The 25,664-nt window shown below is 42.6% G+C and carries 20 protein-coding genes and 1 pseudogene; 13 read left to right on the forward strand and 8 right to left on the reverse strand.

Annotated features, from left to right (window positions below; all coding sequences use genetic code 11):
- Window positions 1–48: 48 nt before the first annotated feature.
- From nadA to QYZ87_07595, 6 genes are all read right to left on the reverse strand, one after another.
- Window positions 49–963 carry a quinolinate synthase NadA gene (gene nadA, locus QYZ87_07570; protein ID MDN4754385.1) on the reverse strand — a complete coding sequence of 305 codons (915 nt, stop codon included), beginning with the start codon at window positions 961–963 and terminating at the stop codon, window positions 49–51.
- Window positions 964–1,069: 106 nt separating this feature from the next.
- Window positions 1,070–2,281, reverse strand: a complete 1,212-nt coding sequence (locus QYZ87_07575; GenBank protein MDN4754386.1) for an SAM-dependent methyltransferase — start codon at window positions 2,279–2,281, stop codon at window positions 1,070–1,072.
- On the reverse strand, window positions 2,265–3,260 hold the full coding sequence (locus QYZ87_07580) for a class I mannose-6-phosphate isomerase (GenBank protein MDN4754387.1): 996 nt from the start codon (window positions 3,258–3,260) through the stop codon (window positions 2,265–2,267). The genes QYZ87_07575 and QYZ87_07580 overlap by 17 nt, the downstream gene beginning before the upstream one ends.
- Window positions 3,261–3,263: 3 nt before the next feature.
- Window positions 3,264–5,270: an alpha amylase C-terminal domain-containing protein gene (locus QYZ87_07585; protein ID MDN4754388.1), complete on the reverse strand. Its 2,007-nt coding sequence runs from the start codon at window positions 5,268–5,270 to the stop codon at window positions 3,264–3,266.
- A gap of 4 nt (window positions 5,271–5,274) precedes the next feature.
- Entirely contained in the window at window positions 5,275–6,150 is an 876-nt protein-coding gene (locus QYZ87_07590; protein MDN4754389.1) for a carbon-nitrogen hydrolase, read from the reverse strand.
- A 10-nt stretch (window positions 6,151–6,160) separates the two neighbouring features.
- Window positions 6,161–7,249, reverse strand: coding sequence for an agmatine deiminase family protein (locus QYZ87_07595; GenBank protein ID MDN4754390.1), 1,089 nt, complete (start codon window positions 7,247–7,249; stop codon window positions 6,161–6,163).
- 665 nt (window positions 7,250–7,914) lie between these two features.
- Between QYZ87_07595 and QYZ87_07600 the strand changes: the two genes are divergently transcribed.
- The 6 genes from QYZ87_07600 (at window position 7,915) to QYZ87_07625 (ending at window position 16,425) form a co-directional block, all read left to right on the forward strand.
- Window positions 7,915–8,658 (forward strand): SIMPL domain-containing protein, encoded by a 744-nt coding sequence (locus tag QYZ87_07600; protein MDN4754391.1) that lies wholly within the window; start codon window positions 7,915–7,917, stop codon window positions 8,656–8,658.
- A gap of 16 nt (window positions 8,659–8,674) precedes the next feature.
- Window positions 8,675–10,720 carry an NAD-dependent DNA ligase LigA gene (gene ligA / locus QYZ87_07605; protein ID MDN4754392.1) on the forward strand — a complete coding sequence of 682 codons (2,046 nt, stop codon included), beginning with the start codon at window positions 8,675–8,677 and terminating at the stop codon, window positions 10,718–10,720.
- 53 nt (window positions 10,721–10,773) lie between these two features.
- Window positions 10,774–14,403 carry a DNA polymerase III subunit alpha gene (dnaE, locus tag QYZ87_07610; protein ID MDN4754393.1) on the forward strand — a complete coding sequence of 1,210 codons (3,630 nt, stop codon included), beginning with the start codon at window positions 10,774–10,776 and terminating at the stop codon, window positions 14,401–14,403.
- A 79-nt stretch (window positions 14,404–14,482) separates the two neighbouring features.
- Window positions 14,483–14,797, forward strand: coding sequence for a thioredoxin (gene trxA, locus QYZ87_07615; GenBank protein MDN4754394.1), 315 nt, complete (start codon window positions 14,483–14,485; stop codon window positions 14,795–14,797).
- Between the two features lie 72 nt (window positions 14,798–14,869).
- Window positions 14,870–15,337: a GNAT family N-acetyltransferase gene (locus QYZ87_07620; protein MDN4754395.1), complete on the forward strand. Its 468-nt coding sequence runs from the start codon at window positions 14,870–14,872 to the stop codon at window positions 15,335–15,337.
- A 14-nt stretch (window positions 15,338–15,351) separates the two neighbouring features.
- Complete coding sequence (locus tag QYZ87_07625; GenBank protein MDN4754396.1) at window positions 15,352–16,425, forward strand: alanine racemase; 1,074 nt, start codon at window positions 15,352–15,354, stop codon at window positions 16,423–16,425.
- Between the two features lie 252 nt (window positions 16,426–16,677).
- Here the strand turns inward: QYZ87_07625 and QYZ87_07630 are convergent, their stop codons facing one another.
- Both QYZ87_07630 and QYZ87_07635 read right to left on the reverse strand, forming a co-directional pair.
- Window positions 16,678–17,181: a hypothetical protein gene (locus tag QYZ87_07630; GenBank protein MDN4754397.1), complete on the reverse strand. Its 504-nt coding sequence runs from the start codon at window positions 17,179–17,181 to the stop codon at window positions 16,678–16,680.
- A 494-nt stretch (window positions 17,182–17,675) separates the two neighbouring features.
- A complete protein-coding gene (locus tag QYZ87_07635; GenBank protein MDN4754398.1) occupies window positions 17,676–18,221 on the reverse strand; it encodes a pyruvoyl-dependent arginine decarboxylase in 546 nt (181 codons plus the stop codon).
- A 399-nt stretch (window positions 18,222–18,620) separates the two neighbouring features.
- Here QYZ87_07635 and QYZ87_07640 point away from each other — a divergent pair, with 399 nt between their 5' ends.
- From QYZ87_07640 to QYZ87_07670, 7 genes and pseudogenes are all read left to right on the forward strand, one after another.
- On the forward strand, window positions 18,621–19,415 hold the full coding sequence (locus tag QYZ87_07640; GenBank protein ID MDN4754399.1) for a formate/nitrite transporter family protein: 795 nt from the start codon (window positions 18,621–18,623) through the stop codon (window positions 19,413–19,415).
- 11 nt (window positions 19,416–19,426) lie between these two features.
- A complete protein-coding gene (locus tag QYZ87_07645; protein MDN4754400.1) occupies window positions 19,427–20,755 on the forward strand; it encodes a TolC family protein in 1,329 nt (442 codons plus the stop codon).
- 6 nt (window positions 20,756–20,761) lie between these two features.
- Complete coding sequence (locus tag QYZ87_07650) at window positions 20,762–21,661, forward strand: HlyD family efflux transporter periplasmic adaptor subunit (GenBank protein ID MDN4754401.1); 900 nt, start codon at window positions 20,762–20,764, stop codon at window positions 21,659–21,661.
- Between the two features lie 20 nt (window positions 21,662–21,681).
- Complete coding sequence (locus tag QYZ87_07655) at window positions 21,682–22,635, forward strand: ABC transporter ATP-binding protein (GenBank protein MDN4754402.1); 954 nt, start codon at window positions 21,682–21,684, stop codon at window positions 22,633–22,635.
- A 5-nt stretch (window positions 22,636–22,640) separates the two neighbouring features.
- Window positions 22,641–23,384, forward strand: a pseudogene (locus QYZ87_07660) (ABC transporter ATP-binding protein).
- Entirely contained in the window at window positions 23,374–24,543 is a 1,170-nt protein-coding gene (locus QYZ87_07665; GenBank protein ID MDN4754403.1) for an ABC transporter permease, read from the forward strand. The pseudogene QYZ87_07660 and the gene QYZ87_07665 overlap by 11 nt, the downstream one beginning before the upstream one ends.
- 2 nt (window positions 24,544–24,545) lie before the next feature.
- Complete coding sequence (locus QYZ87_07670; protein ID MDN4754404.1) at window positions 24,546–25,664, forward strand: ABC transporter permease; 1,119 nt, start codon at window positions 24,546–24,548, stop codon at window positions 25,662–25,664.

A 25,664-nucleotide genomic window follows, 5' to 3' on the forward strand; every position in this document is an offset into this window, starting at 1 on the left:
CTGCGGACAATAGCTCTTTTTGTTATGATGTAACTACCGATAAGCTTATTACTCCATCATTCTCTGGATGCTTATAATGGCTCTGTCTCTTATCTCAGTAGGCACTTTCACCTCATACCTTTCGTAAAGCAGAGCATCTCTTACGTCCTCTAGAGATATTAACTTCATATACTCACATGTTTGTTCTGGTAGTATGGGGATAAACTCTTTATCAGGGTAGTTCTTCTTTAGTTCGGTCAATGTATCTAGCTCTGTAGCGATAATGAATTGCTTCTTATCACTCCTTTGTGGTGCTTTCATGATGAATGCGGTGGAGCCAACTTGAACACGAGGGTGATTTAGGATATCATCGTGAAGGCATGCCTCGGATTCTGGATGGATCAGCAGATCTGCATCAGAGTATTTATCAAGGAATGAACGAACGAGATCTGCCGTAATTTTTTCGTGAACATAGCAAGCCCCCTGCCATATATCCATCTCTCGGCCGGTTACTTTCTGAATATACCCTCCTAGATGACGGTCTGGGCCAAATAGGATTGGATGTCCCTGAGGTAAACGTTTGACGATCTCTAGTGCGTTAGCTGATGTCACGCAGTAATCGGTCTCTGCTTTCACTTCAGCAGTAGTGTTTACATAACTGACAACTAATCCATCGGGGTGTTTCTTTTTCCAAGTCCTAATCCCCGCCGCTGTCACACTCTCAGCTAATGTACACCCCGCATTTTCTACGGGTATTAGTACCTTCTTATTTGGTGAGATGATTGAAGCGGTCTCGGCCATAAAATGCACGCCACAGAAGAGAATTATATCGGCATCAGTCTGAGCTGCTTGCTGTGAGAGTCCGAGTGAGTCTCCTAGATAGTCGGCTATCTGCTGTACTTCAGGTTTTTGATAGTAATGAACTAGGACAACCGCATTTTTCTCCTTCTTCAGTCTATTTATCTCATCAATAATATTTCCCATTCTTATTATTCACACAAAGATTAACCAATATATGCTAATGTATCACCTCCCTTTTTCGTCACGCAAGATACTCATTTTTTATGAAGGTCGTTACTATACAATATCTTTATTCTATATCCTCAGTCACTATTTCAGCGAGGACATACTGCGTTTTTTTATCTACGTTACCAAAAGCGAATAAAAACTTATTGCCTCCCTCACGAATTTTAAATTGTTGTCGTAGCCGATCAGTCTGTACAGGTATGTTTTTAGCGACGAGGTGTAGGGGTTCTTTGCACACCTGTTTCAGCCAACGTCTGTCCCCCATATTATGCTCAAGTACTTTGAAAGTCCTACCAGGGAAGTCCCTTATCAAACTCTCACTAAAGAACAGATGTGTGTGTCTATCTGGTTTCCAAAGCGTTAGATTGGGATAGAAATGCTCAAGTCCTATCTTAGCAATAGTGGGATACAGGTCGTACATATACTGCCCGATCTCACTCTGGATGGCAATTTCATTCCTCAGCTTAGTACCGTGAAGAATCATAGTGTGATTTCCTAACATCTCTACCGCATACTGTTCATAACTAGCACCGGGGTGAATATGTAGGATCAGCTCCTTGGCCTCTCGTCGTACGCCTAACATATGGATATCAAACCTAATGGGTAATCGCTCCTTTAGGTAGTCTAAGTCAATGACAGGTGAGAGCTTGACTAGCAGCTCTGCCTTTGGAACCGACGTCATCAAGCGGGGCAACAACTCTGTGATGTCAGGCAGTGCATCCTCTAATAAAAAGACCCTTCCCTTGTGCTCTGGGCGTCTGTCTGGATCCATAAATATGAGATCCGGTTGGATAGATTCCGCAAGATTGAGACCCTCATGCTCTGCAGCCCCTGAGTGACAGATGACATTATCTCTTCCGAGTACTTTGAAGTTGTGCTCAGCAATTGCTGTACGCTCCTCCGATATATCCATATAATGAACGGTGCCAGCTTTCTCCGAAAGAGCATAGCTATCGCCACCCAAACCGCCACTCAAGTCTAAGACCACCCATGACTTATCCTGTATGAACCGCTCCTTATACCTAGCGGTCTCGAGACTAGAAGCCTGCTCCACCATGACGCTGTGAGGGACGAAAAAATCTGGTTGCTCGGCCCAGTCAGGAAATTTCTTCTTTAATTTTTGCCGTGCCTGTATGGCATCCAATGCTATTGAAAGATTAATCTCAGGGTATTTATCCTTGTGAAAAGCCAATTGTCGCACATCATCCTCTCGATGATCATAGACGAACCTGAGCAGTTCTTTGCTTAGAAGATATTGATTAGCATCCTGGGACATAGCAGTCTACTAACTTAACCGACTCTGAGATAGGCATCAAATTACAAGTCTTCAGAGACGCTGGTATCAAAAGAAAGTCCCCTTTTCGTAGTTGCTCTACACCATGTGGATACTCCATCATGACCTCTCCTTGGTCAACAAAAAGAATAGTGAAGGAGTCTCTCTCCTCCAACTCGTATAAATATTGTGATGAAAAAGAGAGTACTCCAATATTGAAGTACGGGGTCTCTAATAGAGTCTTTCTCTGCTCCTTCACTTCACGATCAGAGGGTACGTATGGGATATCCTCTGTCGAGTAATTCAAGACCTCTATCGCTTCCTGTAGATGCAGGTCACGACATTTTCCATCACTACCTTTTCTATTAAAGTCATATATACGATAAGTCAGATCAGACGCCTGCTGTATCTCCATCAATAAGCATCCCGCACCGATGGTATGAATCGTTCCCGCTGGGAGGTAAAAGAGATCCCCTTCCTTAGGACTGTAGGCCTTTAGACAGTTCATAATACGATCATCCTTACATCGTTCGGGCAATTCGTCAGGGTCTATGGCTTCAGCCCATCCTGCATATATCTTAGCATCTTCGGTATTGCCCAGTATGTACCACGACTCACATTTCCCCTTCTTGTGGTGCTTCTCTGCGTGGTCATCTGAAGGATGTACTTGGACGCTTAGTGTTTCGTGTGCATCTATCAATTTCACCAATAGAGGAAATTCGCCCCCGTAATTCTCTAACACATGCGTACCCAATAATTTTTTACCATAAGCAGCCACAACTTCTGTAAGCTTCATTCCTGCTAGTTCTCCAGTTGATACCGTGGACTCATAGCCCGGAAGAGGAGAGATCTCCATCGTTTCACCAATATCTGGGTATGGAGAGGGAAGTTCCTTATACTTAAATATTCGATTGCCGCCCCATATCTTTCGCTCGAAAGCGGCATGAAATCTAAGAGGGTATAACTCAGGTAAACTATTCATACTTTACTCCTTTACTTTTTGAAAAATCATCGCGGTACGGGCTGGGATATATAAACTTAGCCATTCATGACCATAGATCTCATATTCTCTGTCATACATCGTAAGGTGATCTATAGCCCTATCTACAAGCTCCTGTCCACCAAAGCGTGCTTCATCAGAAGAGAGCACCATGCGATACTTACCTATTGGAGCTAGTATCTGATAATCAACAAAAGACTTAGAGGGGTGGAAATTATAAACAAAGAGATAATCCCCACGGCTATAGGCTAAGATCTGATCGTCCGACTTCTCCCATAACTGAGCCATTGGTAACTCGTGGAAATGATCTATACTTCTGACAAATTCCATTATAGCCCTGTCAAAGTCTCCTAGTTCCCCATATTTCAAGAATCCATTATCCTCAAGGCTCCATTGTCGTCTAGCATACTTATAGCTCCAGTCATTACCCTCCCGTGGGAAGTCTATCCATTCAGGATGACCAAACTCATTGCCCATAAAATTGAGATACCCACCATTCATGGTCGTTAGGGTTACGAGTCTAATCATCTTGTGAAGTGCAATCCCTCTTGCCACGACCAGACTTTTATCGGCACGATCCATGTGCCAGTACATCTCCTGATCGATCAGACGGAAAATAATAGTTTTATCCCCCACCAGAGCTTGATCATGACTCTCGGCGTAACTGATGCTCTTCTCATTATGGCGTCTATTGGTACATTGCCACCAGATCTCACCTGGCTTCCATTCTTCATCCTCGTACTCCTTAATGAGCTTTATCCAAAAGTCTGGAATATTCATGGCCAATCGATAATCAAAGCCATAGCCACCTCCCTCTATTGGTAAAGCTAGCCCAGGCATACCACTCACTTCCTCTGCTATCGTGATAGCGTGTGGATAAACCTCGTGTACTAGTTTGTTCGCTAGTGTTAGATATACAATGGCGTCATCATCTTGCCCCCCATTGTAATAATCATCATAGCTAGTAAATGCCTTACCCAATCCATGATCCAGGTAGAGCATGGAAGTAACACCATCGAAGCGAAAACCATCAAACTGATACTCCTCTATCCAGTATTTACAATTGGATAATAAGAAATGCAGGACCTCATTCTTGCCATAATCAAAGCACATCGAATTCCACTGAGGATGAAAGAGTCGCTCTCCATCATGAAAGAATTGACTATAGGTCCCATCGTATTTAGCAAGTCCCTCTACCTCGTTCTTGACCGCATGCGAATGCACCAAGTCCATAATAACGATAAGCCCCAAGCTATGAGCTGTGTCTATCAGCTCCTTCAGCTCGTCAGGCGTGCCAAAGCGGCTAGATGGAGCGAAGAAATTAGAGACTTGATAGCCGAATGATCCATAATAAGGGTGTTCCATCACAGCCATTAATTGTATGGCATTGTACCCTTTTTCAACCACTTTGGGCAAAATATTCTCCTGAAACTCACGATACGTGCCAACACGCTCGTCCTCAGTAGCCATGCCGATATGACTTTCGTAGATTAGAAGAGGCTCATCATTCAGCACAGCACGTGGTGATTGGAAGGTGTATGGAGTCTCAGGTGCCCATACCTGTGCTGTAAAAATGTACGTTTCAGGGTCTTGTACCACATATCTGGTCCATGCAGGCAATCGCTCGCCCTCACCTCCATCCCAGGTGATCAGTAATTTATAGTGATCTCCATGATGTAAAAGGTCATCCGATAATTCCAGCTCCCATACCCCATGGCCTATCATTGAGAAGGAGGACGCCTCCTCTTTCTGCCAATGGCTCGAGTCACAGAGTAGATAAATAGCCTGAGCGTTTGGTGCCCATTCCCTTATAATCCAACCCTTATCTGTCTGATGTAAGCCGAAATATAGGTAACCTGTCGCAAAGCCACTTAAGTCACTAGCCCCACCTTTTAACAGCTCTGCCTCCTTCCGAAGGACCTTTTGCTTTCGCTCCTCCATAACACCCTCATAGGGTTCTAAAAAAGAGTCATTCTTAATTAATTCAAGCATCCTTCTAGTCTCTAAATCGTTTTGTTATTTCATCATAGGCGTCAATCCTACGATCACGAAGGAATGGCCACCATCTTCGTACCCTCTCGCTACGCTTAAGGTCAACATCCACGACTCTTATCGCTTCTTCGTCAGTAGGGAGCATTTCTATAATCTCTCCCTGTGGTCCTGCGATAAAGCTCTGTCCCCAAAAGGTGATACCCTTCGTCATACCTGAAGGGTCTGGTTCGTAACCTACCCTATTCACTGAAACTACTGGTAACCCATTTGCTACAGCATGTCCTCGTTGGATAGTAGTCCACGCCTCCCTCTGGCGTCTTTGTTCATCTTCCTCATCACTGGACTCGTAGCCAATAGCTGTGGGATAAATCAATATATCTGCTCCAGCCAAGGCCATCAGCCTTGCGGCTTCAGGATACCATTGGTCCCAACATACCAGCACTCCCAAACGACCAAGAGAAGTATCAATGGGATGGAAACCCAAGTCGCCTGGTGTGAAATAGAACTTTTCGTAATATGCTGGGTCGTCTGGGATATGCATCTTACGATATTTCCCTGCGATTGTTCCATCTTTCTCCAGCACCACACTGGTATTGTGATAGAGTCCTGTAGCTCTTTTTTCAAAAAGCGACAAGACCACCACGACCTGATGCTCCTTCGCTAAAGCCCCATAAAAATCTGTACTTAATCCAGGAATGGTCTCCGCTTGGTCAAAAATATTTACATCCTCAACTTGGCAGAAGTAGAGCCCATTATGAATCTCCTGAAGTACTACCAGTTCTGCTCCCTGCTTGGCACACTCAGCAATTCCCGCCGCTAGGCGCTTCATATTATCTTCGATAGCAGCGGTGTTATGCTGCTGTATTAGTCCTATCTTCATCTCTATTGTTTTATAAATATTTTGGGTTAAGAAAACCTTTAGGTACCTGCATGGTAATGCAATGTAAAGAACCATGCTGAAGAATCAAGGCACGGCAGTCAATACCCACCACCTTATATTCAGGTTTCAAATCCTGTATGACTTTTAGTGCTACCTGATCCATAGGATCCTGATATATAGGGACCAGAATAGCACCATTCGTAATTAAAAAGTTGGCGTATGTCGCAGGAAGTTGCATCCCATCTTCATCAAATATAGGCGAGGGGATGGGGAGTGGAACACATTCATACGGCTTGCTATCTATGTCCAGCATAGCTTGTACCTCCTTCTGGAGTACCTGCATGAGGTCATAGTGTACATCGTCCTTGTCTTCTGTATAGTTATATACGATGGTGTGCTCATCAATAAAACGAGCCAGAGTATCAATGTGTCCGTCCGTATCATCACCTCGCATCGCTTGCACGCCTAGGCTGTATATATTGTGAATAGCGAACGCCTCTTTCAATCTCTCTATCTGATAGTTACGATTTTCAGAAAGTACATTTCTATTGGCTTCGCAAATAACAGAGTCAGTCGTCATAAGTGTCCCTCTACCATCAGATTCGATAGCACCCCCCTCTAATATATAGTCTTGCTTGGGTAAGAGGACGACGCTGTCATTATCCTGCTCTCCAGTATGGAAAAGTGTACGTTCCTTAAATAACCGTCGAACTGCTGTATTGTCATGATTGGCAGGGAACTTTAGCCCCCATCCGTTGAAGCCAAAATCTCGGGCTACTTTACTCTCCTCAAGCATTCCAAAGAGAGGCATTACATCTCTCATCCAGGTGTCATTGAGCAGAAAATCATTGATAAGTATCACACTATGAGGCTTTTCAGTCCATCTGTGCATGAAACCAACAGGCAAATCATCCTCTCTATCAACCAGCAACACCACATGTGTATGCTCGAGGATAGCACTGATGATCTCTAGATAACAAGCATGAACCATCTCAAGATAATCTACCCAATCCATTCGATCATTAGGCCACGCCAAAATTACCGCATCTTGTTCTGCCCACTCAGGGATGACAGCTTCGCCAAAATAATATTTTCCCATTTACTTATGACCTTAAAAAAACAACTCTCCCTTACTACAAATCTAATTTAAATACCTCAATTCACCAACCATTCCATATTCAGAGCCTAACATCCCCTGATATTCAGTATTTATATCAGACAAAACCTTCCTCTTTTCAGAAAAAGGGATGGACATCAACGATGAAGAATCTTTTATTTGATGTTCTTCTTCTGAGTAATTTCTTACGATTCAGTAGCAGTTTGTAACTCATCAAGGCAAGCATCACTTTTTTAAAAAAAAGCCCTACTTCTGATGAGAAGTATTATTGCTCGATAACAACCCGAACATACACTCTAATCAAGATGGAAATGAGACAAAAGGCAAAGGCTTAAAATGCGAGAAAGCGTGATAATGAACGCACCCAATTCTGGAAAACAGAGGTCATCTATTATCATCGTCCGCCGACCGCTATTTGTGTCCCAAACTTATCACCCCCTACCCGTTTTTGAAATGCATTTATTCATTAAATTGCGAATGAATGGATAACTTGGAGATTATCAGGAGTTACGCTCTACCACACATTAAAAATTAGATTTTGTCAACTTTCTTTTAGAAAAAAATCAGTCCCATTCATAGCTGAATAAGTCTTCTTTTATTCGTATCTTACAGGTCGTAAGAATAATAATTGTATAAACATTTCCCCCATGAATCAAGATAAAAGAAAACTAATAGGACTCATCCTAATCATTGCTACCATCCTAATAGCTATAGGACTTGGTAGCTATACAGTACTCCATAGAAATGACCATCCAAAGACAATTTCGGTGAAAGGTAGTGCCGAACAAGAGATTGTCAGCGACCTTATAGTATGGAACATCACGATACTCACTAATAGTCCTACACCTCTACAGGGTCTTCGCGAAGTGGAACGTCAGCGAGAGACCGTGAAGCGTTTCCTCTCTCGTCAAGAGATACCAAATGAATCTATAGAGGTAGGCCCAGTAGAGTATAATGAGCGTACTAATGGATATTATGACAATCAACAGCAGAGATACATCGAAGTTCATCAAGGGTATGATGTTCAGCAAACACTAACCATATCCAGCCATGATGTGGATAAGGTAGAATTGGTCTCTAGAAACGTTGGTGATCTAATAGAACTAGACGTAACTGCTAGAAGCAATTCTCCTCGCTACTATTACACCAAACTGGCGGACTTAAAATTAGAGATGCTAGCCAAGGCTGCTGAAGATGCTCGTAATAGAGCAAAGAAGATAGCAAAAGAGAGCAATAGCTCATTAGGAGGCCTCCGTAAATCTAACATGGGTGTATTTCAGATCCTTGGAAAGAATTCCGAGGAGGATTACTCGTGGGGAGGAACATTCAATACCTCTAGCAAAGTAAAGGTTATTAACATCACTGTGAGTTCGGATTTTTTAGTCCACTAATGATTAGACTGTAGGCATGGAGCTTTTCCAGAAAGATTATGATAGGATTGATCAGCTGCGTCAGTTGCTGGTACAATATGAATACGAGTATTATGTCCTTAATGACCCCTCCATAAGCGATCAAGATTTTGATAGGCTGATGAAGGAGTTGGAAGAGCTAGAAGAGCAGTACCCCGACAAGGTCACGCCAGACTCGCCCACACAGAGGGTAGGAAGTGAGTTTGTCAAAAATGTCCAAACTACAGGAACAACGCACAGGCATAAATACCCGATGCTATCCCTCGCCAATAGTTATTCTTGGGAAGAAACCTTGGACTTCTATCGTAGAGTGCGAAGCATATTAGATAAGGAGGTGGATCTCGTCGCAGAACTGAAGTTTGACGGCACCTCTATTTCTGTCATCTACAAGAGAGGTCTCCTCTATCAAGCATTAACCAGAGGTGATGGTACCTTTGGAGAAGATGTTACGGAAGCCATTCGGGCGATAAGATCTATTCCTCTCAGACTGAAAGGGAAGCATCTCCCCGAATATATTGAAGTGAGAGGCGAGATCTTGCTTCCATGGAGTGAGTTTCAGCGCATTAATAAGGAACGAGAGGAGGATGACTTACCTCCTTTTGCTAACCCCAGAAATGCAGTCGCTGGAACCATTAAAACGAAGGAGAACGTCTCAGCTATTGTCACAAATCGACGTCCGACAGCTTACTTTTATTACCTCCTTAGTGAGGATGAAGAGTGGCTTCCTGAGCTGCATAGTGATAGGTTAGACCTCATGCGTAACATGGGACTAAAAGTGGATGGTCACTCTAAAGTGTGTCATACGTTAGAGGAGCTTAAATCTTTTTTAGACCATTGGGACATTCATCGACATGAGCTTGATATTGCCACAGATGGGGTCGTCGTCAAGGTCAATGATTATAATTATTATAAAGAATTAGGGACTACGGCTAAGTCACCACGCTGGGCTATGGCTTATAAGTTTGATGCCGAATCAGCCATCACTAGATTGCTGAGTGTCAGCTTTCAGGTGGCCCGTACAGGTGTGATGACTCCCGTTGCGAATTTAGAGCCTGTACAGCTATCAGGCACGACGGTGTCTAGGGCTTCTCTGCATAATGCCGATATCATCGCCGAGCTAGATCTCCATGTAGGGGATCTCGTCAGTGTCGAGAAGGGAGGAGAGATCATACCGAAGATAACGGCAGTTAGATATGACCTAAGGGATGAGCAGACGGGAGAGGCTGTTGCTATGCCTACCCATTGCCCAGATTGTGGGACTGCTCTGATAAAGCAGGATGATCAAGCGGGTACTTTTTGTCCAAATGAATGGGGCTGTCCTGCACAGATTGAGGGGAAGATCGAGCATTTTTGTGGTCGTAAGGCAATGGATATAAACATCGGTCCCCGCACTATATCTCTGCTCCATAGGTTACTCGGCGTTAAAAACTGTGCTGACTTGTATGACCTGACCGAGGAGCAGCTCCTTCGGCTACCCTCTTTTAAAGAACAAAAAGCTAGAAACTTGGTTAAAAGCATTGAGAGCTCGGTAGAGGTTCCCTTTGACCGTGTCCTGTTTGCGTTAGGTATAAAACTCGTTGGGAGCACGGTGGCAGCACAGCTAGCGGATGCTTACGGTTCGATCGATGCCTTATCTAAGGCTTCTCTTCAAGACCTACAGGATATTGACGCGATAGGTCCAATGATCGCTAGTAGCATAAGAGAGTTTTTCTCAGACGAACGAAACCAAGTGATTATAGATCGTCTAAAGGCTAAGGGCGTTAAGATGGAGATGGAAGCCACAGAGTCGCATTCGGCATCTAGCAACACTCTCGAGGGTATGAGCATTGTCATCAGTGGAGTCTTTCAAAGTATTTCGAGGGAAGAGCTTAAGACCTTGATCGAGCAGCATGGGGGACGAGCCATCTCTAGCATCTCAGGTAAGACCTCGCTATTGGTGGCTGGCGAAAAAATGGGACCTAGTAAACGGGAAAAAGCGGAAAAGTTAGGGATAGAGATTATCACAGAAGAGGAGTTCTTCAACAGATATCCCAACTTACGATAAAGAATTCAGTAGTTAAGTATTAACATATAGAAAACGAAAGGATACGAGATTTAATGCAACCATTTGTACACTTACATGTCCATTCCTACTATTCAGTATTGGATGGACAATCATCAATTGAAGGCTTGATAAAAACAGCGATGGCTGATGGGATGCCTGGACTAGCATTAACAGACCATGGTGCGATGTTTGGGATCAAGAACTTTACTGATGCTCCAGGAAAAATGAAAGGTAAGAAGCTGAAGGCTCTTGAGAAGGAACTGGCCAAAGCTTCTGAGGCTGAAAAGCCAGCACTAGAGGCGGAGAAGAAGAAGTGGGAAGAATGGAAGTTCAAGACAATCATAGGCTGTGAGTGCTATGTAGCCGCCAGAGGACGCCTCAAAAAAGAGACCACTCAAGATAGAAGTGGTTATCATCTCATCGTGCTAGCAAAAAACCTTAAGGGGTATAAAAACCTTATTAAGATGGTCAGCCAATCGTATAAGGATGGGATGTATTATCGCCCTAGGATAGACAAGGAACTCTTAGAGAAGTATCACGAAGGCTTAATAGTACTTAGTGCTTGCCTTGGAGGTGAAGTTCCTCAGCTTATCATGAAAGGGCAGAGGGAGCAAGCTAAGCAAACGATCCTTTGGCATAAGGAACTCTTCGGAGAGGATTACTATCTGGAACTCCAGCGTCATAAGACTGATAAACCAAGGGGGAATACGGAAACTTACTTGCATCAGGTTGAGGTCAATAAGGTCATCTTAGAATTGGCAAAAGAGACGGGGGTGAAAGTGGTCGCTACAAATGACGTCCATTTCGTTCGGGAGGAAGATGGTGAGGCTCATGATAGGCTTATTTGCGTCAGCACCAATAAAAACTTCGATGATCCCAATCGGATGACCTACACAAAGCAGGAGTGGTTGAAGAGTACAGCAGAGATGAATGAACTCTTTAGTGATATTCCTGAAGCGTTATCAAATACGATAGAAATTTTAGACAAAGTAGAGGAGTATTCGATAGAGAACCCGCCTCTAATGCCTAACTTCCCAATCCCAGAGGGCTTTACTGATGCAGATGAATACCTAAAACACCTTTCGTATGAGGGGGCAAAGAAGCGATTCGACGGGGAGTTAAGCGAGGAGGTAACAACACGCTTAGACTACGAGCTTGATACCATCAAGAAAATGGGTTTCCCGGGTTATTTTCTGATCGTTCAGGATTTTATAGGCATGGCAAGAAAGCTAGGCGTGGCAGTCGGTCCAGGACGTGGATCTGCAGCAGGATCATTAGTATCTTACTGCCTGGGGATCACAGACCTAGACCCTCTGAAATATGACCTCCTCTTCGAGCGTTTTCTTAATCCTGACCGTATCTCCCTACCCGATATTGATATCGACTTCGATGATGATGGTCGTCAGGATATATTACGTTGGGTGACCGAACATTATGGAGCTGACAACGTGGCACACATTGTGACCTATGGAACAATGGCTTCAAAGAGTGCCATCAAGGATGTTGGTAGGGTCTTAGGCCTTCCTCTCAATGAAACCAATATGCTAACGAAGCTCATCCCTGACAAACTGCCTGAGGGTGGCAAGGTTAATATCAAAAATGCCCTAGAGCAGATTCCTGAGCTGAGAGATATATACTATGGTAATGACCCACTCAAACATGATGTCCTAGAGTATGCGAAACAGCTAGAAGGGACCGTGAGGAATACAGGCGTACATGCGTGTGGTATCATTATCGGAAGGAGTGCGATAGACGACGTAGTACCGACATGGGTCACAAGGGATAGTGATAGTGGAGAGGATATCCTAGTGACTCAATACGAGGGCAGTGTGATAGAATCTACAGGGCTGATCAAGATGGACTTCCTTGGACTCAAGACGCTCTCTATTATCCGAGCTACGTTGAATAACATAAAGAAACGCCACGGGATAGACCTTGATATCAATTCTGTGCCCTTGGATGATCCTAAAACTTATCAACTATTCTGCGAGGGTAAGACTAGTGCAGTATTCCAGTTTGAATCTCCAGGAATGCAGAAGTCACTAATCCAGTTACAGCCAAGTAAGTTCGAAGACCTAATCGCTATGGTTGCTCTTTACCGCCCAGGACCAATGGATAACATTCCTTCATTCATTGCCCGTAAGCATGGTAAGGAGCCAATCCACTATGACTTGGATGTAATGGAGGAGTACCTCAAAGAGACCTACGGTATCACGGTGTATCAAGAGCAGGTGATGCTCTTATCCCGTAAGATTGCCAACTTTACTCGCGGGGAATCTGACTCTCTCCGTAAAGCCATGGGAAAAAAACTGATAGAGCAGATGAATGCTCTTAAGGATAAATTCATGGCTGGTGGTCAGTCAAATGGTCACCCTGAGGAGATGCTAGAGAAAATATGGAACGACTGGGTCAAGTTTGCTTCATACGCTTTCAACAAGAGTCACGCAGCTTGTTATGCTTGGGTAGCCTATCAAACAGCTTATCTTAAAGCCAATTACACGGCTGAATTCATGGCTGGTGTAATGAGCCGAAATGTCAATAACATTACTGAGATCACGAAATATATTGATGAAAGTAAGAAGATGGGCATCCAGGTTTATAATCCAGATGTTAATGAGTCGGAGTATTACTTCTCAGTTAATGATCAGGGGGATATCCGCTTTGGACTTGGTGCGATCAAAGGCTTTAGTAAGACCGCTGCAAATGGCATCGTAGAAGAGCGTGAAAAGAATGGTCCTTTTATGGATATATACGATTTCTTTGAAAGGACTGACAGTCGAATAGCCACCAAGAAAGTCTGCGAAGCATTGGTACTAAGTGGGGGATTCGACTCATTTGACTCATTCAAGAGAGAAGACTTCTTCGCTACAAGTGAGCATAAAGATGAGACTTTCTTAGACAGACTAATCCGCTTTGCACAGCGGAGTCAAGCTGAGAAGGCTCAGGCTCAGAATTCGCTATTTGGGGTTGAAGAGTTTCAAGCAATGGCAAAGCCTACCTTGGACGTCAAGGGCGAGCCGTGGAGTGATATAGAGCGACTGAATAAAGAAAAGGAGCTACTGGGATTTTATCTCACAGCATCTCCACTTGATCCGTATGGCATAGCCTTAAAGTACAAGTGTAACATGCGGTGTTCTGATCTATCAGGAAATATGATGGAATTTGCCGGCAAAGAAGTAACTTTCGGCGGCATCGTGACTGGATACAGAGAGATGACGACGAGGAAAGGTCACCCTGCGGGATTCATTAAGATTCAGGACTACAACGGAGAGGGTGAGCTAGCTCTTTTCGGTGAGCAATTCCCGAAGTTTTCACATTATGGAAAGGAAGGATTATTTCTATACGTAACAGCAGATGCAGAGATGGGCTACAGCAGAGATCGGGTGTACCTAAAGATCAGATCAATATCATTATTGAATGAGATGCATGAGACACTCACGAAAGAGCTCAGAATTACACTACCGGAATGGAGCGTGACAGAGGAGTTTTATAATGAGATCGTCCCAGATCTTTTAGAATTACCACCAGGCAAGGTGGATATCATATTTACAATATATGATCCAAAATCAAGGGTTCACTTGAATATGGACTCGGCTAGGTTACAAAATGTGTCCATTCCTATCAGATTACTCGAAAAATTATCTATCTTTGAGGAGAATGGCGTGAAATTTGAGATACAGTAGTGAACTAAACTCAACTTTTACTTGTTTGGATATTAGAAGAAAATAGATATATATTAATAACTTATAAATTAGAATAATTATGGCATTTGAATTTACAGACGCGAACGTCAAAGAAGAGATGGGTAAAGACCTTCCAATGGTGATTGATTTTTGGGCTCCTTGGTGTGGTCCTTGTCGTATGATCACTCCTATCATTGAAGAACTCGCTGGAGAGTATGAGGGACGTGTGAAGATCGGCAAGCTTAACGTTGATGAGAATAATGATACATCAGTTGAGTATGGTGTGCGTAATATCCCAACCATTCTCTTTATTAAGAATGGCGAGGTTGTAGAGCGTAAGGTTGGTGCTCAAAGCAAAGCTTCAATCGTTGAGGCAATTGAAAAACTACTATAATAAAAACAATTAAAAGCTAAAAAGCCACTAGACTTTTGAAAAAGTTTAGTGGCTTTCTTTATCTTTGTTATAATGGAAGACAATAATAAATACAAATTCTGCTGGTACGACGCAGAAGAAAAACTAAGTACCAAAGAACAAGAAAGGGTAGTAAAATTTCTCTATACAGCACTTGGACGTTTTAGAGATAATGCAGAGGAAATCCAAAAAGCCATCGATTATGCGCTAAAAAAAGTACCTTCCTTTGGTGGATTTATAGGAATCCTACGGGAGGATGATGACATCGTAGGTGCGACGGTCGTAATCGCCACTGGAATGAACGGATATATCCCTTCATACATCCTAGTTTATATTGCTGTAGATGAAAGTAAACGAGGAGCAGGACTCGGGAAAAGTATCATTCAAGAAATTATCAAGAAAACGAATGGCGGTATTGCACTTCATGTGGAACCTGATAACCCGGCTAAGAATCTTTATGAAAGAATGGGCTTTACCAACAAATATCTCGAAATGAGATATACACACACTGATGAAAAATAAAAGAAAGGGATACCATGGCAGTAATAACACTTGACCGAAATAGGCTCAAGCACAATTTTAATTATCTAGAGAAGCAGTTTCAAGAGAAACATATAGAATGGGCTGTCGTCTCTAAGCTATTATGTGGCAACAAGCTATTTCTCAAAGAGCTACTGAAGATCGGGGTGGAGCAGTTTTGCGACTCCAGAATAAGTAATCTTAAGTATATCAAGGAATTACAACCTAAAGCCCGAACCTGCTATATCAAACCTCCTGCAGCTGACATCATACCAGACATTGTTAAATATGCCGATTGTAGTCTAAATACGGAGGAGCGAACAATTAAATTGCTCTCGCAGGAAGCAAAGAGGCAAAATAAGGTACACAAGGTCCTTATAGCCTTAGAGTTAGGCGAACTCCGTGAGGGCGTGATGGGAGAGGAATTAATTACTTTCTATCGTCATGTTTTTGAAATGGATAATATAGAGGTTATTGGATTAGCCGCTAATTTATCCTGTCTATATGGGGTATTACCTACTCCTGATAAGCTCATTCAGTTAGTCTTATACTCACAGCTACTTGAGGCTACATTCAATAAGTCACTAAAGTATATCTCAGGTGGTAGCTCAGTGTCCATTCCCTTACTTCTCAATGGAAGCTTACCGAAGGGGATTAATCACTTTAGAGTGGGCGAAACGCTCTTCTTTGGCACAAACGTGTACACAGGAGAACTCCTTGAGGAGATGGAGCATACAGTATTCCAACTTTATGCAAATCTCTTAGAAGTTTCTAAGAAGCCGATGTCACCCAATGGTGAGTTTGGAACAAACCTAGAGGGCGAATCTTTTGAGGTAGATGAATCTCTTTTGGGAAAAGAAAGCATCAGGGGGATTATTGATGTCGGGATATTGGATGTGGATGTGAATCAAATCTCATTCGTGGATCCAAATATTAAGGTGTCTGGCGTGACTTCTGATATGATGGTATTAGACTTAGGAACCAACCCTAAAGGATATAAATCTGGAGACAAAATTGTCATCTCGCTTAACTATATGAGTACGTTGAGGCTGATGAACTCGAACTACGTGGACAAGATGGTTATAGGATAAATAACTACCCCGAAATACTTCTACAGATATCGCTGAGTGAAATTCACAGCAATATCTCTAGCAAACAGCATTTTAATAACTTTAAACCTTAGAATATTTGCAAGATTTTATTACTTCACAGTATAAAACCTTGCAAATATTTTCTTATAAAGGGTGGCGTCCAAGCTCATCATCTCTTCAGCCACCACACTATCACTGTCATTAGAGAAATCCACTCTAGTGGTGAGTACGCAGATACTCTTATCAATCCTCTTATAAGTCTAACTTGTAAGTCTCAAAAAATTCTTTCCGAGCTATTCTATAAACCTCATCATATTCTAATGGCGAAACAAGATAATCCCCTTTCTTTGCGACCATCTCTTCACCCCATGGGGCAATGAATCTAAACTCATTACCATGCCTTAGCTCTTTTATCAATTTATCGTCCAGCTCTATTCCTACAATCTTTCCAATAGGACTATATAAAGAAAAACCAACCTCGGCCGTCTTGATAAAGTCATACCTTTTTTCAAATTTTTGGGCATCCATTATGTACATCTCTTCGGCATCTGTTTGATTTTTTACAACATAATCTCCTTCTTTAGCAATATTGACCGTTTCGATACCATCGGACGTAATAGTCACGACCTTTTCCCCTGGGATAGCTTTTCTTGCTAAGACAGTTCTATATTTTTTATAGACCTTTCCCTCTTTTTTGAGCTTGGGGATCATCGTTGCTTTAAAAGCCTCCTGAGTAAAGACCTCATTTGAGATCACCTCTTTTTTATGCTCTGATGAACAACCAAGCAATAATGAAAATAAAAGCAACAGAACATAATAACGGCTTTGATGACTTTTAGTAAAATAATACATATCCTCTATCATTAAATAAAACAAAAAATCAATCTCCTACAGGACACTTAATAACGATCTTATCTACTAATGTTTCCCACCCCAAAAACATAGTAATCCAATCGCCGAAAAGTGTCAACCATAATGAGGCCTCAAAATTAGACAAATAATATTTATTGAGATCTTATTTCTTGATGATTTCAAAATCTTCATCAAATCTTATCTTTAGTTGGATGACTTATTGCGAGTAATTATCCACTCTTTATCAATTAAGGGTGGAAGCGATAAAGCAGAAGAGAGAGATATTCAATGACAGCTAAGGGATATGAAGTAAGCTAGCATTATGACGACATTAAACGGCGACCATCCTGTGAGATTCACAGGATGGTCGCCGTTTAAGTTTATCTATATATTATATCTTACTCTTCGATGTTGGAGTCAGACTGAATAAAATCCATAAAACAGAGCCCTACCAATGCAGTTCCATAGCGTTTCTCTATAGTGATACCTTCGGTAACAAAATTAAGTTCACCTAGATAATACTGCGAATAGGTCTTTTCATACAAATCCACAATCACTCTTTGCAGACGAGCCTCTAGCTCCTCAATACGATATCGACCGCTAACTTCGCAGACTAGACCTCCAACTTTTTCATCAAAGTTTTCATCTGCATACATCCATGCATATACAATACCTGCAGATACAAACTCATCTTGAGTACCATGAGACACAGACATGATCGTCTTCATCTCTGAACCAAATGGTGGCAAGTCGATCTCATCCATGGTTACAAGGCGAGCAGTCTTTGGTAGGATAGAAGAGTAGACCATAATATTATAGTCACTAATTCCAGCATCATATAGTGCCATGTGGTATGAGCCTGCATGAAGCTCTAAATCAGATTCTCCACTTCCCTTGGTCACAAAGAAAACATTTGGAGTAAGGTTCGAAACAAGTTTACTCATATTGAATTTACAATAAAATGGTTCTCAAAATCATATCTACGATAAGTCTATCACCTCCAGCTTCTGGAGCCAATAGAACACACTAAGCAAATATACAAATTTTTTCAGACTCTGAGTTCTCATGCCTTTGTAAAATCAGAGCTAACGTGCCCAAAAGATTATCCGACCCGCTGTGAGCCAAATTTTGCTAATTACATGGGGCTAGAAACCATTCCATCAATGCCATTAAACATCCTAGCGACAAGAGAACCAACTATTTATGAAGGCCCTAACGTGTTCTCTATCGCACAATTAACGCGAACATCTCGACCTATCTTCTACACACAAGATCTGTTAAATAGAAAATCGTATATTTGTATTGATTACCGTAATATAGAAAGTCAAAGTTTTAAAATAAATATGGTTAATACACCTAGCGAAGTCGTTACGATAACAGAGACCATGTCTCTTAAAAAATATAACACCCCATTTATTAAATTAGCACTCTTAGGTATATTAGGTGGCATATACATTGCGATGGGAGGTTACTTATCCCTCCTGATGGGCTATGGTATTCCAGGTCTAGCAGAAAGCTCACCTGCCTTGGGCAAGTTTTTAGCAGGAGCCTTTTTCCCGCTTGGACTGATACTAATTATTTTAGTGGGTGGAGAACTATTCACAGGAAATACCTCCTACTTAGTTACGGGGGCAAGAAAAGGCGTCATCCCATGGAGCTACCTCCCCTATAATTGGGTAGTTGTCTATTTCACGAACCTCATCGGAGCCCTCTTCTTTTGTTACTTTCTACTTCATCTAACAGGCATGACCGCGAGTGAGCCTTGGCGAAGCTCCATTATCCATATCGCTGAGTATAAGGCCTCTATGCCATGGCATGTAGTGTTTCTGAAAGGGATCGGAGCCAACTGGATGGTTTGCCTCGCTGTATGGCTTGGGTTAAGCTCCAATGAGATGTTTGGAAGGTTAGTAGGGATATGGCTGCCTGTAATGGCTTTCGTTACGATGGGATATGAACACAGCATCGCTAATATGTTTTACATCCCTATGGGTATGATGACAGGGGCAGATGTAGGTATATGGGAGTCCATATCCAAAAACTTCATCCCATCAACCCTAGGAAACATTGTGGGAGGAGCCCTCTTTGTGGGGATGACCTACAGCTTCCTTTATGGAGAGAAAGAAAATAAAAACACATGATTAATAATTGAATGAGAAGAAAGATTATCCTATCACTTACAGGATGCATATTGATATTTCTATCTAGTCATGCACAGTCCATCACACTCTCTGAGTGCCTAGAGGCTACTCGCCATAACTTCCCCACCTTAGAGCAAAAGGAAGTCACGGCTGCGATCAACAAAGAACTACAGAAAGCGATCTGGTATGCCTACATCCCCCAGATATCTTTAGATGGAAGAGCCTCATACCAAAGTCACGTTACTAGCTTAGATATCAGCATCCCTGATATCAATCTTATACCTGGGACACCTCCGATTAAGATAGATGGCATAGACCTTCCTGAAATCCCAAAATTTCAGTACAATGCTTACTTGCAAGCCACACAATTGATCTGGGACGGTGGCACTGTAAAAGCCCTCGGCGATGAGCTAGCTGCTACTACAGAGGCTCAGATAGCTGAGGTAGATGTAGAGATGCGTAAAGTAGAGGAAAGTGTGATAGAGATATACTTTTCGCTCCTGATGCTTGATGCCCAAGAACAATTACAGAATATTTTATTAGAGGAAATACGACGCCAGCAAGGGAGAGTAGAGAGTGCTCTAGCGAATGGAGTAGCTTCTGAAAATCAGCTTGACGAGCTCAGGGTAGAACTCTTGAAGGAGGAGCAAAAGCTGAGTCAACTATTATCAAGTAAATCTGCTCTGATTAACTCATTAGCAATATTTACTGGGATGGAGTTAGGGAGTGACGTGGATTTGTTAAGACCTGAGCCACAACTCTATCCATCTATTGACCCAATGAAGGGCACTCGCTTGGCTCCTCTTCGCCCTGAGCATAAGCTTCTGGATGCCAAGGCTACTCATGCAATGGCTAAATATCACTCCTACCTATCTGAAGGAATGCCTAAGATCGCACTCTTTGCTAGAGGTGGATACGGAAAGCCTGGACTAAATATGCTCAATCCTGAGCCAAGTACCTATTTCGTGTATGGAGTACAGCTTAACTGGAACTTTGGGAGCCTTTATACCCTTAGTGCCCAGAAGAAGCAGGCAACCGGGACTATGCAAATCCTTGAATTGAAAAGAGATGCACTAGAAAAGGAGATCCAATCAACCCTAGCCCAGCAAAGTAGTGAAGTGGACCAATACCGTGATTTGCTTACTCAGGACGAGGAGATTATTACTCTTAGGGAACGCATCGTAGAGCGAGCGAAGCTTCAGGAAGAAGAGGGACGACTTTCGACGATCGAGTACCTCCAAAAGGTCTCTGAAATGAATGCGGCAAAACAAACAAGAGACTTACACGAATTACAACTATTAAAGTCACAATACAAAATATCTAAGACACTAGGTTATTAATTAGTCATGATAAAAAGAATTATAACATATACAATACCTCTACTACTGATAGCCCTATCCTCCTGTAATAGTGATCAAGGCGACGTCCTTGGGAGTGGGAGCTTCGAAGCAACGGAAATTCTGGTCTCTAGCGAGGTTGATGGGAAAGTACTTGAATGGGAACTCGAAGAAGGCACTACCTTAGAGGAAGGCGAGCATGTGGGATTAATTGACACCACTCAGCTTTATCTCCAAAAAGAAGCACTCCTACGCTCTGGTGAGGGCGTAGCAGCCTCACGCCCTGATGTCAATCGTCAGACGGCTGCTCTGGAAGTACAGCTAGAGGATCTCAAGAAGCAAAAGACAAGAGTAGAGAAATTACTCGCAGCTGGTGCTGCTACGCAAAAAGAACTTGACGACATTAATACGGGTATCGCATCCATCCAAAGCCAATTGGAAGCGACCCGAAGTACCCTTGGAAAGAGTAGTGCTCAGATCTCTGCTCAAGGCTCCTCTATCGATATACAGGTAGCACAGATTGAGGACCTCATCAGTCGCTCTGTCATCAAAAGTCCTATTAACGGGACCATCTTAGCAAACTATACGAGGAAAGGAGAATTGACGGGAGCGGGTCAACCTCTATTTAGGATAGCTGATTTAGAGTACATGTACCTAAGAGCATACATACCTTCGGGCGAACTGAATAGGATAAAGCTTGGTCAGACGGTAAAGGTGGCTATAGATGAAGTCAATGGGGAAAAGAAAGAGTACGAAGGGACCGTTACTTGGATTTCGTCAAAATCAGAATTCACCCCTAAGACCGTTCAGACTGAAGATGAGAGAGCGAACTTGGTTTACGCTATAAAAGTCAAAGTTCAGAATGATGGGTACATAAGGATAGGCATGTACGGAGAGGTCATAGAATAACGCCGAATCAGATGAAAGGGATGAGCGAAAAAATGATTATAGCGGATGGACTGAGCCTTACTTACAACTCTCCAGAGGGGCGTAAGGTAGGTGTCGGGACTTCACCCGAGGGGCTTTCCTTTTCTGTGGATAAGGGAGAAATCTTTGGTGTCATTGGACCAGATGGTGCCGGTAAGACCACCCTTTTTCGCATTCTTTGCTCTCTACTTCTTCCACAACGAGGCAAAGCCATTGTCGGAGGCTTCGATACAGATGAGGACTATAAGGAACTCAGAAAGATCATTGGATATATGCCTGGGAACTTCTCACTCTATCCAGACCTATCTATTGAAGAGAATCTGAATTTCTTCGCAACTATATTTGATACCTCTGTGGAGGAAAACTATCACCTCATTGAGGATATTTACAGTCAGATAGAGCCGTTCAAGAAGCGAAAAGCCAAATCGCTTTCTGGTGGAATGAAGCAAAAATTAGCACTCAGCTGTGCCTTGATACATGCTCCAGAGATTCTCTTCCTGGACGAACCGACTACCGGCATTGACCCTATTAGCCGAGTGGACCTCTGGAATATGCTCCATAACTTATCAGAACTAGGTGTCACCATAATTGTATCCACTCCGTATATGGACGAAGCAATCCAGTGTCACAGGATTGCATTCATGCAAGAGGGGCAGTTTATCACGGTTGATACCCCACAACACATTATTAGTCAATACCCCTACCCCCTCTTTGAAGTAAAGGCTGATGATCGTCTCTCATTACTGAATCACTTACGGGATCTTCCAGACCTACTTAGCAGCTTCGCCTTTGGTGAGACATTTCATGTTGCGATGCGAAAGGGCGTCACCACAGATGAGCTCAAAAAACACCTAGATAGGCTCTCCGATAATGGTTCGTACGAGATCAGGCCAATCAAAGCAGGTTTAGAAGATGCTTTCCTATTACTATCATCAGAACCTAATAACTTAGTATGAAGGAAGAAAGAGTCATAGATGTACACGATCTGACCAAAAAATTTGGTTCTTTTGTAGCAGTAGATAATATCTCCTTTCATGTCAAGAAGGGTGAGATCTTTGGCTTCCTAGGAGCTAATGGAGCAGGCAAAACGACAGCGATGAAGATGCTCTGTGGTCTATCAAAACCCACATCGGGAAATGGAACTGTCGCTGAATGTGACATCCTAAAAGAGAATGAGAAAATCAAAAAGCACATCGGCTATATGAGCCAAAAATTCTCACTCTATGAGGATCTTACAGTCAGAGAAAATATTACGCTATTTGCAGGAATTTATGGCATGCAGAAAAGCGAGATTAAGGAGAAAAGCCAAAAGCTGCTGAACCGTCTCGATTTTTATGAGTACCGTAACACTCTAGTGCAAAAGCTCCCCTTAGGATGGAAACAAAAGTTAGCCTTCTCCATCGCCATTTTTCACAGTCCTGAGATCGTATTTCTTGATGAACCCACAGGAGGCGTTGACCCCATTACTCGGCGTCGTTTTTGGGAACTCATCTATGATGCCGCCTACGGCATGGGTATCACCGTTTTTGTGACGACCCACTACATGGACGAAGCCGAATACTGTGATAGGGTATCCATCATGGTAGATGGACAGATTAGGACCATGGGAGCCCCTGCTGAACTAAAGCAAAAGCATAAGGTCCAGGATATGAATACCCTTTTCAAAGAGGTCACCAAAGATAATTCTCGAGGAAATGATGAGTAAGAATACATCACATAAAACCAAGCACAAGGGAGCCAATAAAGCTAAGCAGTTCAAGGCTTTCGTGCATAAGGAATTTATTCACATTCTTCGTGATCCATATACCTTAATGATCCTTATACTGATGCCCATCGTGGAGATGTTACTCTTCGGATTTGCATTAAATATGGATGTAACAAACCTAAGGACTCTTGTGGTTGACTACTCTGGAGATAGATATAGTCATCAGATTACAGAAAAGGTAAGAAGCAATAAGAACTTTATACTCGAGGGTGTTACTCACGATGCAAGCGAAGTGGATCAACTCATGAAAGCGGATAAGATAGATCTCGCAATAGTGATCCCCCAACACTTCGAACGAGATATAAGTACACAGAACCCTACCGAGATTCAAATAATGACGGATGCGATGGACCCCAATAATGGGAAAATATCAGCTCGCTATGCTTCCGCCTTAATCGGTGAGGTGATTCAGGACGACATAGGTACCAAAAGTGCCAATACTCCGATCCCGATGTCAATCTCTGTGAAAACAAGGATGCTCTACAATCCCACCATGCACTCCTCATATAACTTCGTACCAGGAGTGATGGGACTAGTCCTCATCATTCTCTGTACTATTGTGACAAGTGTCAGTATCGCTCGAGAAAAGGAGAGAGGCAATATGGAGCTCCTCATGGCCTCACCAGCCAATAGTACTGTGATGGTTTTGGCTAAAGCGGTCCCTTACTTCGTCCTCTCCCTCATCAATCTAGCCACTATCCTTTTGCTTTCCTACTACATACTAGGGGTCCCTATTCGTGGATCATTGCTTCTGATTATCTTCATCACGATGATATATATATTCCTCTCACTGGCTATAGGGTTAGCGATATCCAGTTTAGTAAAGTTACAGAGAGATGCCATCATAATATCTGGATTTGGGATGATGATGCCTACCATCATCTTAGGGGGCATGCTATTCCCCATTGCCAGCATGCCTAATGTTTTACAATGGGTCTCAAAGATTGTTCCGGCTCAATATTACATTGAAGCGATACGAAAGGTGATGATTCAGGGACTTCCCTTCTCTGGTGTATGGCAAGAGATCCTAATTCTCACACTACTCGCGATTGGGATGATTATCCTAGCTGTTATTAACATTCGTCCAAGGCTTAGATAAATATGAAAGGACTCCTCTTCCTCTTACATAAAGAACTGATTCAGCTCAAACGAAATGCAGTGTTCCTGGGAATATTATTATTCTTCACTCTGATGGTACTGCTTATCTTCCCTTATGCCATCACTTATGATATCAAGGATCTACACCTCAGCATTGTTAATAATGACAGTGGAGGGTACTCTCAGAGGCTGATAAGCAAGATGGAGAGAAATAATAACTTTAAGATTACCGACTTAAGGGCTTCTTTTGGGGACGCGATGGATGATATTGAAAGCCAAAAATCGCTCGCCATCATGGTTATACCCGAGACTTTCTCCAAGGATATAACGACTGGCAAAAATACTGACTTACAAGTGATGATCAATTCTATAGATGGGATTCAAGCTTCCATTGCGATGAGCTATATTGATGAGTTGGTATCAAGCTTTGGCGAAGATCTATTAAGTGAGCGACTAGGGAGAGATATATCTATGCTCTCACCGCTAGAGATAAAGCCTATGTATAAGTATAATGAGACTCTGAACTACCGCTTCTTTATGCTCCCAGCACTCATAGTGGTTATGATCACTATGTATTGTGGCATATTCCCTGCTATCATGATAGTTCAGGAGAAAGAGATAGGCACCTTACAGCAGATCAACGTAACGCCAGTACATCGGAGTACATTTATCCTCTCTAAGATTATTCCATACTGGTTGATTACTCAGGTAGTGCTTCTTCTCTCCATCCTCTTCACATACATATTTCATGGGCTACCGTTAGCAGGCAGCTACTTACTACTCGCATTTAGTACCTTTATCTTTGGAGTGGTCATGAGTTTTATGGGGGTGATTATCTCCAACTACAGTGAGACCTTACAGCAGGCCATGTTCATCGTCATCTTCTTTCTACTCATCTTCTTCCTCATCAGTGGACTATTTACACCAGTTAATGCCATGCCGTCATGGGCAAAGGTGATAGCATATGCCAACCCCCTAACCTACTTCAATCAAATCATCCGAATGATCTATCTCAAGGGCTCTAACTTCCTTGATATTCTGCCTAAGCTTCTAATCCTCTGTGGTTTTGCGTTTGTCATCGGGATAATAGCTGTATTAACACATAAAAAGAGAGAAAGTTAA

The sequence above is a fragment of the Porphyromonadaceae bacterium W3.11 genome (assembly GCA_030434245.1).
Taxonomy (GTDB): Bacteria; Bacteroidota; Bacteroidia; order Bacteroidales; family Porphyromonadaceae; genus Porphyromonas_A.